Source organism: Paraburkholderia sp. WC7.3g (genome assembly GCF_050436345.1).
In the GTDB taxonomy this organism is placed as follows: Bacteria; Pseudomonadota; Gammaproteobacteria; order Burkholderiales; family Burkholderiaceae; genus Paraburkholderia; species Paraburkholderia podalyriae.
In genome coordinates this window covers 883,319-896,712 of the sequence record NZ_JBNDMA010000004.1, presented here as the reverse complement: position 1 = coordinate 896,712, position 13,394 = coordinate 883,319, and the positions used below count along the sequence as shown (strand labels likewise).

General features: G+C 60.9%; 7 protein-coding genes and 8 pseudogenes. 4 read left to right on the top strand and 11 right to left on the bottom strand.

Annotated features, from left to right (window positions below; genetic code table 11):
* Window positions 1-134: 134 nt before the first annotated feature.
* A pseudogene (locus OKW43_RS37485) lies at window positions 135-695 on the bottom strand (transposase); the annotation flags it as partial.
* 29 nt (window positions 696-724) lie between these two features.
* Here OKW43_RS37485 and OKW43_RS37480 point away from each other — a divergent pair.
* A pseudogene (locus tag OKW43_RS37480) lies at window positions 725-922 on the top strand (IS6 family transposase); the annotation flags it as partial.
* A gap of 61 nt (window positions 923-983) precedes the next feature.
* On the opposite strand, the pseudogene OKW43_RS37475 reads toward OKW43_RS37480, so the two are convergent.
* From OKW43_RS37475 to OKW43_RS37460, 4 genes and pseudogenes are all read right to left on the bottom strand, one after another.
* Window positions 984-1,184, bottom strand: a pseudogene (locus OKW43_RS37475) (DDE-type integrase/transposase/recombinase); the annotation flags it as partial.
* 279 nt (window positions 1,185-1,463) lie between these two features.
* Window positions 1,464-2,594, bottom strand: a complete 1,131-nt coding sequence (locus tag OKW43_RS37470) for an IS110 family transposase (RefSeq protein WP_429453608.1) — start codon at window positions 2,592-2,594, stop codon at window positions 1,464-1,466.
* A gap of 126 nt (window positions 2,595-2,720) precedes the next feature.
* Window positions 2,721-2,963, bottom strand: a pseudogene (locus OKW43_RS37465) (DDE-type integrase/transposase/recombinase); the annotation flags it as partial.
* Between the two features lie 80 nt (window positions 2,964-3,043).
* Window positions 3,044-3,562, bottom strand: a complete 519-nt coding sequence (locus OKW43_RS37460; RefSeq protein WP_429453606.1) for a group II intron maturase-specific domain-containing protein — start codon at window positions 3,560-3,562, stop codon at window positions 3,044-3,046.
* Window positions 3,563-3,788: 226 nt separating this feature from the next.
* Between OKW43_RS37460 and OKW43_RS37455 the strand changes: the two genes are divergently transcribed.
* Window positions 3,789-3,995 carry a hypothetical protein gene (locus tag OKW43_RS37455; protein ID WP_429453604.1) on the top strand — a complete coding sequence of 69 codons (207 nt, stop codon included), beginning with the start codon at window positions 3,789-3,791 and terminating at the stop codon, window positions 3,993-3,995.
* Window positions 3,996-4,186: 191 nt separating this feature from the next.
* Here OKW43_RS37455 and OKW43_RS37450 read toward each other — a convergent pair.
* Window positions 4,187-4,724 (bottom strand): annotated as a pseudogene (locus tag OKW43_RS37450) (IS110 family transposase); the annotation flags it as partial.
* 114 nt (window positions 4,725-4,838) lie between these two features.
* Here OKW43_RS37450 and OKW43_RS37445 point away from each other — a divergent pair.
* A pseudogene (locus OKW43_RS37445) lies at window positions 4,839-5,113 on the top strand (DDE-type integrase/transposase/recombinase); the annotation flags it as partial.
* Between the two features lie 12 nt (window positions 5,114-5,125).
* Window positions 5,126-10,540, top strand: coding sequence for an AAA family ATPase (locus OKW43_RS37440; protein WP_429454746.1), 5,415 nt, complete (start codon window positions 5,126-5,128; stop codon window positions 10,538-10,540).
* A gap of 50 nt (window positions 10,541-10,590) precedes the next feature.
* Here the strand turns inward: OKW43_RS37440 and OKW43_RS37435 are convergent, their stop codons facing one another.
* From OKW43_RS37435 to OKW43_RS37415, 5 genes and pseudogenes are all read right to left on the bottom strand, one after another.
* Window positions 10,591-10,794, bottom strand: a complete 204-nt coding sequence (locus OKW43_RS37435; RefSeq protein WP_429453602.1) for a transposase — start codon at window positions 10,792-10,794, stop codon at window positions 10,591-10,593.
* Between the two features lie 156 nt (window positions 10,795-10,950).
* Window positions 10,951-11,277, bottom strand: a complete 327-nt coding sequence (locus OKW43_RS37430; RefSeq protein ID WP_429453600.1) for a hypothetical protein — start codon at window positions 11,275-11,277, stop codon at window positions 10,951-10,953.
* A 473-nt stretch (window positions 11,278-11,750) separates the two neighbouring features.
* On the bottom strand, window positions 11,751-12,320 hold the full coding sequence (locus OKW43_RS37425; protein ID WP_429453598.1) for an ATP-binding cassette domain-containing protein: 570 nt from the start codon (window positions 12,318-12,320) through the stop codon (window positions 11,751-11,753).
* An 84-nt stretch (window positions 12,321-12,404) separates the two neighbouring features.
* Window positions 12,405-12,760, bottom strand: a pseudogene (locus OKW43_RS37420) (transposase); the annotation flags it as partial.
* A 285-nt stretch (window positions 12,761-13,045) separates the two neighbouring features.
* Window positions 13,046-13,360, bottom strand: a pseudogene (locus OKW43_RS37415) (ATP-binding protein); the annotation flags it as partial.
* Between the last annotated feature and the right edge of the window lie 34 nt (window positions 13,361-13,394).

The following is a 13,394-nucleotide window of genomic DNA, read 5'->3' as shown; positions in this document are numbered from 1 at the left end:
AACTTACTAGATCAACGCTTTTACCATCCTTCGCGATGACTTCCGTGCGAGGTATTTCCGCAACCTGCTAGGGCCTGCAGGGAGCGAGCATCGTGGCACCCTTCATCGGACCACCGTTGACGCCCTTCTAAAGGTCAAGGGGCAATTTGAGTCTGTGTGATCTGGCGGTTGCGTTGCTGGATTACGTAATAGACCTCCCGGGCGATATAGCGCTTGAGGCAGCGGATCGCTTCAAGTTTCGAATGCCCCTCGCTGACGCGTTTGGCCACATAGGCCTTTGTGCGAGCGTCGGTTCTCAAGCGACCGATGGCAATGATGTGCAAGGCGCTGTTTGCTGCGCGATCCCCACCACGATTTAGTCGATGTCGCGTCACCTTACCGGAAGACGCCGGGACGGGGCTCACGCCACAAAGGGCGGCGAAGCTGGCCTCTGACTGAAGCCGGTCGCTGTTGTCGCCAGCGGTCAGTAGCAGTTGCGAAGCCGACTCGTAACCAATCGCATTTCGCGAGACAAGATCGGGCGCGAGTTCGTCCACAAGCGTCGCGATCATGACGTCGAGGTCGGCAATCTCGTCGTGCAACTCTAGATACCGACGTCCCAGTGACTTCAGTGCAATTCGGCAAGCAGAGGTCAGGTTGCGATAGTCGGACAGATCCGGACGCCACGCAGCTAGTGTTCGGATGGCGTTGTCACGTTAGCGCGCTGGTCAGCTAAGATGACGTGATGAAGAAGACGAAATCGCTCTACCATGGCCATCGATTCCCGGCGTCAGTCATCAGCCACGCGGTTCGGTGGTATTTCCGCTTTCAACTCAGCCTTCGCGACATCGAGGAGCTACTGTTCGAGCGCGGCGTGGTTGCCAGCCATGAATCGATCCGGCGGTGGACGGACAAGTTCGGCGCCAGTTTTGCGCATCAGGTCAGGACGGTTGTGTCGCGATAAGATTGGTAAGGCAAGAAAGTTCCGCAATGACAAGGAGTCCTTACGCCACCAACGAATAGAACTGATCGGCGGCGGTTCGGGGAACGCCGCTGTCCTTCATCTGGCCTTTCCTGATCATATGCATCGTCTCAATGCCTGACAGGATGATGCGGGCACACCGGAAATCCTTGAAGCCCATCATGGGCCCGGTTCGTCGCTTGATCGCCCGATGATCCTGCTCGACCAGGTTATTTAGATATTGATATGACTTTCCATGTCAATCGCGATGTTGATTTTTCGCTTTTTCATAGGCGCGAGAATTCCCTGAGGGCGGCGTAGCAGTAAGGTCGACGGTGGATCACACTGATATCCGCGGATTGGCTACCGCATTACAGAGGTCCGCCTCATGAGCCTGCCGCTGTCTTGGGCCGCAAATTGGTGATGCCCGTTGCGAAATATCTTCGCGGGTTACTCGAGTGCCGGGCTACGCCGCCTTCAGGAAACTCCTCCACTTGTTGTCTTGCGTTGAGTGGCGGGCGGCTTACGCGGTCTGTGCGCTGCGTGACGTGGCAAGCGACATCGCCAGGCGGCTGATGTCCCAGATGAAGCCCGCTAGTTCACGGGCGACGGCGACCGTCGCGATATTGACGTGTTTGCCGCGCACTGCCAGCTTCCGGTATCGCCGGCACAACCGGACCTGCGCGTCCCAGGCGCGATCGATAATGGCCTTCGGAATACCTTCGTGCCGACGCTGGATGTCGCGGCTCACGCGCGCAGGATGCCGGTAGCTCCAGGCCGCCTCGACCAGCAGCTTTCTGGCGTAGCTGTTGCCGGTCTTGGTGATGCTACCCCGACGTCGCTTGTCGCCCGAGGAATGTTCCGACGGCGTCACCCCCAGCCATGCCATCAGTTGACGTGGATGTTCGAAGCGTGACAGGTCGCCCAGTTCCGACAGTATCCCGACGGCCGTGACGAACTGCACGCCCCGCATCGCCTGCAGTCCCAGCAGGGCTGGATAAAACCGCCAGTTGACGACTGCCTCGCGTAGCGCTGCTTCGAGGCGATCACACTGCGCGAGTCGGTCCTCGATCGTGCGCCGGTGTTCGTCAAACGCCAGTTGCCGCCACGGGTGCCCGAATGAATATGCGCTGAGCCAGCGCCGATGGGCGGCGCCCCAGTTCGCGTTCCCGGTATAGTGCACGCCATGCGAGAGCAGGAACGACTTCAGCCGCTGCCGCGCCTGCTTCAGATCGTCTCTGGCACCGGCCCATGCCCGCGCCAGATCCCGGAATGCCTCATCCTCGACGCCCGGGACATAGACCGCTGACAGGTCACCGGCGCGCAGCGCTCGCACCAGTTTGATCGCATCGCGCCGATCCGTCTTCACGCGCTCGCCGGGCTTCTTCGGAATCAGCGATGGTGCACACACGATGCAGTCGAATCCCTTCTGGACGAGCTGCCGGTAAAGCCCATAACCACACGGACCCGCTTCGTAGACGATGTGCACGTGTGGCCCCTTTGACTGCAGGCGCCTGCACAGGCGGTCGATATCGGCCTTCGTCGTACCGATCTTGCCGAGCAGTTCCACGTCGCCCATGCCGATCGCGTAGGCGACCGTGATCGAATCCTTGTGAACATCCAGACCGACGTACACCGTGCTATCGTTTTCCATGCTGGCCTCCGTGCCGGAAATCGCCGGGTGTGGCGCTGTCCACACCGTGCGGCTCTGGCAGCAATGCTAACCCGCGTCTGATTCGTCACGGCTGGCCAGCCCCTGCCTCACGGAAAGTCATACTGCCTTGGACTGGCGGATCCTGATGGGCGCTTCACGATCGGCATTGATCGCTTCGAGCGCGGCGAGATTGGCGCCGCTTTTGTCGATGGTTACCGTTTCGGGTATACCGTTCCGGTCGATGGCTTTCTCGAAGTAACGGCGCGCGGCAGCTTTGTCGCGATGCGCCCGCAACAGGAAATCCAGCGTATTACCGGCCTTGTCCACCGCGCGATACAAGTACTTCCACTGGCCGCCCACCTTGACGTAGGGGTGAGTAGACCCCGGGGAATTGCGCCCGAAGTCTCTCGCAGAACCGTACGTGACACTCGCGCGTCATACGGCTCCCGCTATCCAACCTGTGCCCCTTGAAACTGCCAGTGTACGAACTGTCGCGGGTAGGCCTTCTTCATCTTGTGCAACCACTCCTCACTGCGCCGTTTGTGCCGTCGCAGTGTCTTGTACTTGCGCTGAGCCCAGCGCACGAGCTTGCGGTCGAGATACCGACCGAGTCCGTGCATGGCCGTCGGATAGAAAGCCCCATAGTAGTTCCACCAGCCACGTATCGTGGGATTGCATTGCTCGGCCAGATCGACCAGTGACCCTGACGTTTGACGAGACAGCCGCCACCGCCGCACCGCCTGTCTCATCCGTTTCAGGGCAGCAGGACTCACGCCGGGCAGAAAGCTCGTGGAAAGCCGCCCGGACCTCGTCAGCACCCTTCGCGGACGAAACTGAAAGCCCAGAAATGTAAAATTCACATTCGGGTAGGCTTGGTTGCGACTTCGGTCCTTGCAATACACGATCTTTGACTTTTCAGGATGCATCTGCAACCCGCATTCCGCCAGCCGCGAGGCAATGGCATGCATGACCTCCTGCGCCTGCGCCTCGCTGCGGCAATGGACCACCGCATCACCCGGGCCGGGCTTGCGGCGCCAAGGTACTGCACTATTTGCGGGCCGTTGAAGGACTCGCGCTACCGGTGTTCTTCAAGCGGTGGGCGCAGGCGCACGAACATGCGCTCGCCGCCGAGCCGATTGCAGCGGCCACCCTGCGTCGCTGCGTACACAACAGGCAAATCCCGGAGTTCAAGCCATGCGGGCATATTTCAGCGCGAAAGATGCACCCATCTACCAGGGTGTGGCCAGCCTCTGGTTTGATGATGTAGCCAATGTTGGTGCTTTCCGGGCCTACGAGCGCGCCCTGGTCGCGTTCAATGCCGATGCATCATGTTCGTTCTACCGTCCGGCTCAATCGTTCTTCGTGTATGCAACGGAGGTATCAATCTACGAGCGCAGGTAGGTCCATCGCCAAGTACTTGCGTTAAAGTGTAGAGGACGCGTCTCCCTATGCGATACTCGAGTGGCGTTTTGCATTCCGCATCACGTCCGGGCAGCCTTCGTTGATCGCACTGAGCTCAGGAGGTGTGGAAGCACGCCTCGCCCACTCTTCAGTGCGATCTGCGGTTTGGCTCTGTTAGGTTGACGGGCGTCTACAAGCGTCTGGCAGAACGGTGTCAGCTCGTCACTGGAGGCGCGAAGCAACTCGGGGACCGCTCGTCTGAAGGCTTGTGGTGAACGGGAAATGCTCTGACCTCGTTCGCCAAGCAGCCCGCGCATCGGGTTACTGAGAGCGGCACGATGGCGCATCAGATCGCCCTCATGCGGTGTGCGGCCTGGATATCCTGCTGCTCGACCGATTTGATGCTCACGAAGCGCATGGTCGGTCGGCAGGCGGCTTCGACGATGGCTTTGGCATCGTTACGGTCATTCTTGTTGTCTTAACGAATGGTGCGACGTACTGCGGGCTGATCAGTCGCACCTCAGTGCCGATCGACTGGAAGCGGCGTGCCCAGTGATGAGCAGTACTGCATGCCTCCATCACCACCATGTGTGGCTTCAGCGTCCTGACGCTCTCCAGCAACGAGCCTCGGGAAACCTTCGCCCGGTGCACCGCGCGACCGCGACGGTCGGCACCGTGCAACTGAAAGACCTGTTTGGCCAGATCAATGCCGACAATGTGGATTACCATGATGAACTCCAACCGGGCCAGGTTGGGCGGTCAGTGTGGACCGAAGGGAGCGTCGGGTCCATCTCTGTATATTAACGTGAGAATCCTGCATTTTTCGAGGAGGTGCGGATGAGTCCGAGGACGCTTGTGACGGAGGGAGATTTCTTCGGTCGACCGCTGCGCGAGCGCAGCTACGCGGCGGCGAACAAGGAACTGGGCCCGAACGTCAGGCATCGGCAGCACAAAGGACTGAACAACCGGGCGGAGCATTCGCACCAGCCCACACGCGTGCGCGAGAAGGTGATGCGGCGCTCCAAGTCGGCGCGCCATCTGCAACGATTCACGTCGGTTCATGCTCAGGCGAGCAACCGTTCATGCACTGCCGCTACAACGCGAACGCGCAACAGAAGGTATGGGTGCCGATGAGTAATAGCCTTCAGATTCTGTGGGACGATGGTGAGCGCATCCTGTGTCGAGGGCGGCATCCGGGCCATGGCGGCGGCCACAGCGTACTGGTTGCGCGGCCCGCCGCCGAGCATCCGCCACCCGCCAGCCTCGATCGCCTCGCTCACGAATTCGGGCTGAAGGACGAACTCGACGGCGCGTGGGCCGTGCGGCCGCTGGAGCTGGTGCGCGAAGGCGGCCGGATGCTGCTGTTGCTCGAGGATCCGGGCGGTGAGCCACTCGCGCGGCTGCTCGGCGCGCCCATGCCGGTGGAAAGTGTTTTGCGCCTCGCGGTCTGCATCGCTGCAGCGCTCGGCAAGCTGCACCAGCGTGGCCTCGTCCATAAGGACCTCAAGCCCGCCCATATCCTCGCGAACTGCGCGGACGGACAGGCGCGGCTCACCGGCTTCGGCATCGCTTCGCGGCTCCTGCGTGAGCGACAGGCACCCGAGCCGCCTGAAACCATTGCCGGTACGCGCGCCTATATGGCGCCCGAGCAGACTGGTCGGATGAATCGCTCAATCGATTCGCGTAGCGACCTCTATTCGTTCGGCATCACGCTCTATCAGATGCTCACCGGCGAGTTGCCATTTACGGCCGCTGACCCGATGGAATGGGTGCACTGCCACATCGCCCGAAAGCCGGTGCCGCCCGGCGCGCGGTTGGAGACGGTCCCCGCTGCCCTCTCCCAGCTCGCCATGAAGCTGCTCGCGAAGACCGTCGAGGAGCGCTACCAGACTGCCGCCGGTGTCGAGCATGATCTTCGGCGCTGCCTGGCTGAATGGCAGCGTCAGTGCCGCATCGATGACTTCCAACTGGCCGAACACGACACGCCCGACCGGCTGCTGATCTCGGAGAAGTTGTATGGGAGGGCACGCGAGGTCGACACTCTGCTTGCGGCCTTCGACCGCGTGGTGACGGGCGGCGCGCCCGAATTGGTGCTCGTCTCGGGCTATTCCGGCATCGGCAAATCCTCGGTTGTCAATGAGCTGCACCAGGTGTTAGTGCCGCCACGGGGGCTGTTCGCCTGCGGCAAGTTCGACCAGTACAAGCGCGACAACCCCTATTCGACCCTGGTGCAGGCTTTTCAGGGTCTCGTGCGACCGCTGCTTGGCAAGAGCGACGCCGAGCTGGCGAGCTGGCGCGGCGCGCTTCTGGAGGCGCTGGATCCCAATGCACGGCTCATGACCGACCTCATCCCCGAACTGAAGCTCATCATCGGTGAGCCGCCGCCGGTCCCGCAACTTGAGCCGCAGCAGGCGCAAAGGCGTTTCCGGCTCGCGTTCCGCCGATTCATAAGCGTCTTTGCCCAACCGGAACATCCGCTCGCGCTGTTTCTCGATGATCTGCAGTGGCTCGACTCGGCGACGCTCGACCTGCTGGAGGATCTGCTGACCGGCTCGGAGCTGCAGCACCTGATGTTGATCGGCGCTTACCGCGACAATGAGGTCGATGCCAGCCATCCGCTGATGCGCAAGCTTGAATCGATCAAAAACGCCGGCACCAAGATCGAGGAGATCACGCTTGCGCCGCTCGCCCAGGAGGAAATCGATCGGTTGACGGGCGATGCGCTTCACTGCGAGCCGGAGCGCGCCGCGCCGCTCGCGCGACTGGTGCAGGAGAAGACCGCCGGCAATCCGTTCTTCGTGATTCAGTTTCTGTACGCGCTCGCTGACGAGGACTTACTCACCTTCGATCATGAGCAGGCGTGCTGGTGCTGGGATCTCCATCGCATCCATGCCAAGGGTTATACCGAGAATGTCGTCGACCTGATGGTCGGCAAGCTGACGCGCCTGCCGGCCGACACGCAGCAGGCGTTGCAGCAGTTCGCCTGCCTCGGCAACGTTGCCACGATCGCTATGCTTTCGATCGTTCTGGGAGCTTCGGAGGATCAGGTCCACGCGGTGCTGTGGGAGGCGCTTCGTCAGGAATTGGTTGAGCGGTTGGAGGGCTCCTACCGGTTTGTTCACGACCGGGTTCAGGAAGCCGCCTATTCGCTGATCCGGGAAGCGTCCCGCGCTGAGGTCCATCTTCGAATCGGGAGGCTGCTGCTGACGCACACGCCTGCCGAGAAACGGGAGGCGTCGATCTTCGAGATCGTGGGTCAGCTCAACCGCGGCACCGCACTGCATACTGAACAAGAACGTGAGCACCTCGCCGAGCTCAACCTGCTCGCCGGCCAGCGCGCCAAGGGGTCTACCGCCTACACCGCGGCGCTCACCTATCTCAATGCCGGTGCGGCGCTGTTGGCGGAAGATGGCTGGGCGCGCCGGCGCGAGCTGATCTTTGCGCTGGAGCTGAACCGGGCCGAATGCGAATTTTTGACCGGCCAGTTATTGGTCGCAGAGGCGCGATTGGCGGCGCTGTCCAATCGCGCCACGACAACGGTCGAAAAGGCCAGCGTCGCGTGCCTGCACATGGATGTCTGCACGACCCTCGATCAAAGCGGCCGCGCGGTCGCTGTTTGTCTCGACTACCTCCGGCACGTCGGTATCGACTGGGCACCCCATCCGCAAGACGATGAGGTACGACGCGAATACGAGCGCATCGGGTCACGGCTTGCGGGCCGGACAATCGAGGAACTCATCGATTTGCCGCCGATGGAAGACCCGGCATCCCTCGCGACCGTCGCCGTCCTGGTTAGGGTCTTGCCGCCGGCCTTCTTTACGGATGCGAACCTGGCTTCGCTGACGGTCTGCAAGGCGGTCAGTCTCTGCCTTGAGCGTGGCAACTGCGATGCATCGTGTTTCGCCTATGTCCAGCTCAGCAAGATTGCCGGACCGCGTTTTGGCGACTACCAGGCCGGATTTCGATTCGGCCAGCTCGGCTACGAACTGGTCGAACGACGCGAGCTAAATCGCTTCGAGGCGAGCACCTATTTTTGCTTCGCGCTTTTTGTCGTGTTCTGGACGAAACACGTGCGGGCTTGCCGTGATCTGATGCGCCGCGCGTTCGACGCGGCGAACCGGATCGGAGACCTCACGCATGGGGCATACACGTGCAGCAGCCTCAACTCCGACCTGCTTTTCGCCGGCGAGCCGCTGCCTGACGTGCAAGGCGAAGCCGAACATAGCCTTGCGTTCGCGGAGAAGGCGCGGTTCGGCCTTGTCATTGACATCATCACCACGCAACTCTCGCTGATCCGCACGCTGCGCGGCTTGACGCCGAAATTCGGTTGCTTTGACGACGGGCAGTTCAATGAACTTCGCACCGAATACCATCTGTCCAACAACCCGGTTCTGGCGATCGCTGCATGTTGGTACTGGATCCGGAAAGTGCAGGCACGCTACATCGCCGGCGACTATGCGACGGCTTTGGACGCCGCATCGAAGGCGCAACGGCTGCTCTGGACCTCATCCTCACTCTTTGAGGAGGCCGAATATCACTTTTACGGCGCACTGGCGCGAGCCGCATGGTGCGACTGCGCAGCAGCGGGCGAGCGGCAGCAGCACCTTGACGCCGTGGTTGCGCATCACAGGCAACTTCAACTGTGGGCGGTGAATGGTCCGGAGAATTTCGAGAACCGCGCCGCACTGGTCGGTGCCGAGATCGCCCGCCTGGAAGGGCGCGATGGTGACGCGATGCGGCTCTACGAGCAGGCCATCCACTCGGCGCAGGCAAACGATTTTGTCCACCATGAGGCGCTTGCCAATGAACTCGCGTCCCGCTTCTACGCGGCGCACGGTCTTGAGAAAATTGCCCGCGTGTATTTGCAGGACGCCCGCTACGGCTACCTGCGTTGGGGAGCCGACGGAAAGGTCCGGCAACTAGACGAGGAGTATCCGTACCTTAGGACGGAAGAGTCCGCGCCCCCCCCGACGAGCACAATCTCGGCGCCGGTCGAACACCTCGACCTCGCCACCATGATCAAGGTATCGCAGGCCGTGTCGGGCGAGATCGTGCTTGAGAAGCTGATCAAAACGCTAATGCGAACAGCGATTGAACAGGCCGGTGCTGAGCGTGGGCTGCTAATTTTGCTGGGCGGCGGTGAACAGCACGTTGCCGCAGAAGCTACGACCCGCCTCGACTCGACTCATGTGGAACTGTGCGACGTTCCAGTGAGCACCGCGGTGTTGCCGGAGTCAGTCCTCTTCCACGTCCTGCGCACGCGGGAGAGCCTCGTTCTTGACGATGCCGCACTCGATCCATCGTTTGCCGGGGACCCCTACATCCACCATCGGAGGGCGCGTTCTGTTCTCTGCCTGCCCTTGATCAATCAGGCCACGCTCATCGGCGCGCTCTACCTCGAAAACAATCTGACCACGCGCGTCTTCGCGCCGGCCCGGGTTGTGGTGCTCCGGCTCCTTGCTTCGCAGGCGGCGACTTCACTCGAGAATACCCGCTTGTACCGCGGCCTCGAACACCGCGAAGCCAAGATCCGGCGCCTGGTCGACGCCAACATCATTGGTATTTTCATATGGGATCTCGAGGGTCACATTCTCGAGGCCAACGACGCGTTTCTGCGCATCGTGGGTTACGACCGCGATGACCTCATGGCGGGCCGGCTACGCTGGATGGACCTCACGCCACCGGAATGGCTCGCCCGTGACCTGAGTCAATGGATACCACAGCAGAAAGTGACTGGGCGTCTGGAACCCTTCGAAAAGGAGTACTTCCGCAAAGACGGCAGCCGCGTGCCCGTGCTGATCGGCGTCGCCACGTTCGAGGAGGGCGGAAACGAGGGTGTCGCGTTCGTGCTCGATCTGACGGAACGCAAGGAAGCAGAGCACCGCTTGCGTGAGTCCTACGAGATGCTGCGAGAGCTCACCTCCCGTCGGGAGACGGCTCGAGAGGAAGAGCGTAAGCACATTGCACGGGAAATGCACGACGAACTGGGACAACACCTTACCGCGCTTCGCATGAGGGCATCGATGTTAGCCCTGCAGTTTGGCAAGGACCTCCCAGCGCTGGCCGAACAGGCCCAGGCACTGACGGCGCTGGTGGACAACACCATGCGGGTTGTCCGGGGTGTCATCGCGTCGCTACGCCCTGCAGCACTGGACGCAGGCATTGGGGCTGCGCTCGAGTGGCTCGCTGCAGAATTCAACCGCAACCCGCGCACGGTGTGTCTCCTCCGCGTGCCGGACGAAAACCTTGTACTGAGCGAGGACCGCGCCATCGTGCTGTTTCGCGTAGTCCAGGAGGCGCTGACCAATGTTGCCCGTCACGCTGCGGCCAGCCAGGTGATCATCACGCTCGAGCGAACGCCGGATTCCTGTGTGCTGGAAGTACGGGACGACGGTCAAGGATTCGATCCTCTGGCGACCAGAAAAAGATCGTTCGGACTGGCGGGGATGGAAGAGCGCGTCCTGATGCTGGGTGGTCAGATCGTTGTTGTCAGTTCACCGGGAAACGGCTGCGCGATCACCGTGCACCTTCCTGTTCTTCCATGAGACCGGGTACGCGACTGACATGATCTGCACATGAAGGTCCGCTGCGGAAGTTACTCTCCTGCCAGATAAAGCCGTCGCCATTTGAACAACAGGTTTGCATTGATATCGTTGCTGCGCGCGATCAACGCCACCGACGCGCCCGGCTCGAGAGATTGTTCAACCAGTTGCCGTTTGAACTCGGTCGGAAAGTTCGGCCGCTTATATGCGCCGTCTGCGGCGCCATCGCCCCATGTCTTGTCCACTTTGGTACCCACCATAATTTGGTGGATACCAAACTACCCAAAACCTCAATCAGCACGCCAGAACGGCCACGGCGAGACGCTTACTTTACTTTCGCGTGCAATCTTCAGTTATTCGTTCCGCGAGTTCTATAACCCGCCACCTAACTCCATCCCCAAGCCAAGCCGAGCCTATCGAGGCGGCGCGGCCCTGCCGGTCACATTCGGCGCGCGTGGGTCGGGGTTCATATACAGGCTCGTGCCGTTTGCCCGCATGTTGTTAAGCGCCGGCCCCGAGCTGATGCCTCTTGTGGCGGCGAGCGAGGTTCCCGCGCCCGGAATTGGGCTGGGGTCGGCCCCGGTGCCCACACTCGTTCCCGCTGCTGCGGCGCCCGCACCGCTCATGCTGCCCCCGATGTCGCCTGGCTGCTGAGCATAAGCAACGCCCGCCGCACCGAGCATCAGCGCCGCCACGAGCGCCGACATCGACACCCCAATGCTGCCGGTTACAATCTTCATAGCCCACTCCATCACATTGTTGAATTACCCGAGCGTGAGCCCGAGCAGCGAACCGCTCAAGACGCATGACGTTGTGCCCGCTGCTTTGTTAAATCGAAATGCTTACCCTCGGCACATTGACGCTGACCCGCGTCAACCGGCCGGCTGATTCGTCGCTTGCGCGGGCGCTACACCGGCTGTCGTTTGCGGGGCGCTGGGGGAGAGGCGCGCTGCAGCCGGGATACAGTCCGCGCGATACTCGGCTTGCAACTTCTGTGACTCCCGCTGTCACTTCGCCTTTCAACTGTTCGAATGAGTAGTCGTCGCATTGCTGTTGTATCAGTCTTGCGAGGCCATCGCCGACGCGCCGCCGATCAGAAGAAGGGCGGTGACAAAGGTTTTCGTTGTAAGCCTCTTTTTCATTCCATCCACGAAAAGGTCCGAGTCGTCCCGCGAACAATGCAGCGGGATGGCATTAGACTAGCCGAGGCGACCTACCCGAACGGCGTCGGGAAAATGAAACTGCTTTCATCCCTTGCCCGGCTTTTTTTCGCGGCGTGTTGCAATGGATCTGCGGTCAACCTTGGGCCCTTCTCGATCACCAGCAGACGGTCCGCAATTTCCATCGTGAAACTCAGCACTTGCTCCGAAACGATGATGGTGAGTTGTCTGAGATCCCGGATTTCTTTCAGCGAGCAGGCAATGTCCTTGATGATGGAGGGCTGAATTCCTTCGGTAGGCTCATCGAGCAGTAGTACTTTTGGATTGGTGACCAGCGCGCGCGATGGCAAGTTGCTGCTGCTGCCCGCCCGACAATTCCCACCGCGGCGATCGCGCATATCGTATAAAACAGGAAAGAGATCGAAGATTTCCGCCGGCACCCTACCCTGCGCCGCTTTCGGCAAGCCCGTCTTGATGTTTTCGAGCACGGTGAGCGTCGAAAAAATCATCCGGCCTTGCGGCACATACGCAATCCCTCGCGCGACCCGCTCGAACGACGGCAGTTTTGCGACGTCGACACCGGCCACTTCCACCTTGCCCGCACGACACGTGAGAATGCCCATCAACGATTACGCCGCCCTCAGGGAATTCAAATGTCCAATGCAAAACCAAAAACCGATCCAGATTGACATGGAAAGTCATATCAGTTTTTCGGCCGCCCCAACCGCTCGAACAGAAGCGGAATCGATGATGACGCGAGGAAAAGTCGATCCGGTCGGCGGCACGCAACGTTGCAAGCAGGATCTCGTGGAGCCGATCCCAGACGCCGGCCTGCTGCCAGTCGCGCAAGCGCCGCCAGCAACTGATACCCGATCCACAGCCCCATTTCGGCGGGCAGATCGTTCCAGCGAATGCCGCTTTTGAGCACGAACAGTATCCCGGTCAGCGCGGCCCGATTGGCCACGGGCTTGCGCCCCGGATACCGGAAGCGTCTCGGCCTTGCTGGTGGTAGAAGTGGTTCGATCAATGCCCACAATTCGTCGTCGATGAGTTGCCTGGCCATCTCCTCGCTCCGCTCGTCACAACGGTCGAGGTTAACAGCTTTGCGTTTGAGTTAACAGTAGCCGTAGCTCTTTTTGAAACATCGTCTGTCCGCGCCGAATGAATTTTAAGCCACCGCGCCGACCGGGCTTTGAGCCGGGGTGGAGACCGGTCCGAAGCAGGACCGGTTGTGGATAAGTGTATGGGTTTGCGAAGTGCTTGTCCTCCTTTGTGTGAGGATGTATTGCGCAGTGGAAGCTGCGAAGGGCGTAGCCCGTAGCGGCTTCCACTGCGCGGCAAGCGACGATCAGGCTGATTCGTTCGCGCCCGCACCGTCGGCTCTGCGCACTGCTTCACGCGAGCGGATACGCTTCTTTGCACTGGCGCTGCTATGGCGGAAACGGTAGCTTTCGTTGCCGGTTTCCACGATGTGGCAGTGATGCGTCAACCGGTCCAGCAATGCCGTGGTCATCTTCGCGTCACCGAACACACTGGACCATTCGGCGAAGTCCAGATTCGTTGTGACCGCTACGCTCGTATGCTCGTACAGACGACTCAGCAGGTGGAATAGCAACGCCCCGCCGGCCTGGCTGAAGGGCAGATATCCGAGTTCGTCCAGTAACGTTTTGCAAAACGTTACTGGACCTATGTGCAGC

Coding starts and splice junctions, on each gene's coding strand:
- OKW43_RS37440 (WP_429454746.1), top strand. CDS start 5,126: ATGAGTAATAGCCTTCAGATTCTGTGGGACGATGGTGAGCGCATCCTG.
- OKW43_RS37425 (WP_429453598.1), bottom strand. CDS start 12,320: ATGGGCATTCTCACGTGTCGTGCGGGCAAGGTGGAAGTGGCCGGTGTC.
- OKW43_RS37455 (WP_429453604.1), top strand. CDS start 3,789: ATGCGGGCATATTTCAGCGCGAAAGATGCACCCATCTACCAGGGTGTG.
- OKW43_RS37460 (WP_429453606.1), bottom strand. CDS start 3,562: ATGCATGCCATTGCCTCGCGGCTGGCGGAATGCGGGTTGCAGATGCAT.
- OKW43_RS37470 (WP_429453608.1), bottom strand. CDS start 2,594: ATGGAAAACGATAGCACGGTGTACGTCGGTCTGGATGTTCACAAGGAT.
- OKW43_RS37430 (WP_429453600.1), bottom strand. CDS start 11,277: ATGAAGATTGTAACCGGCAGCATTGGGGTGTCGATGTCGGCGCTCGTG.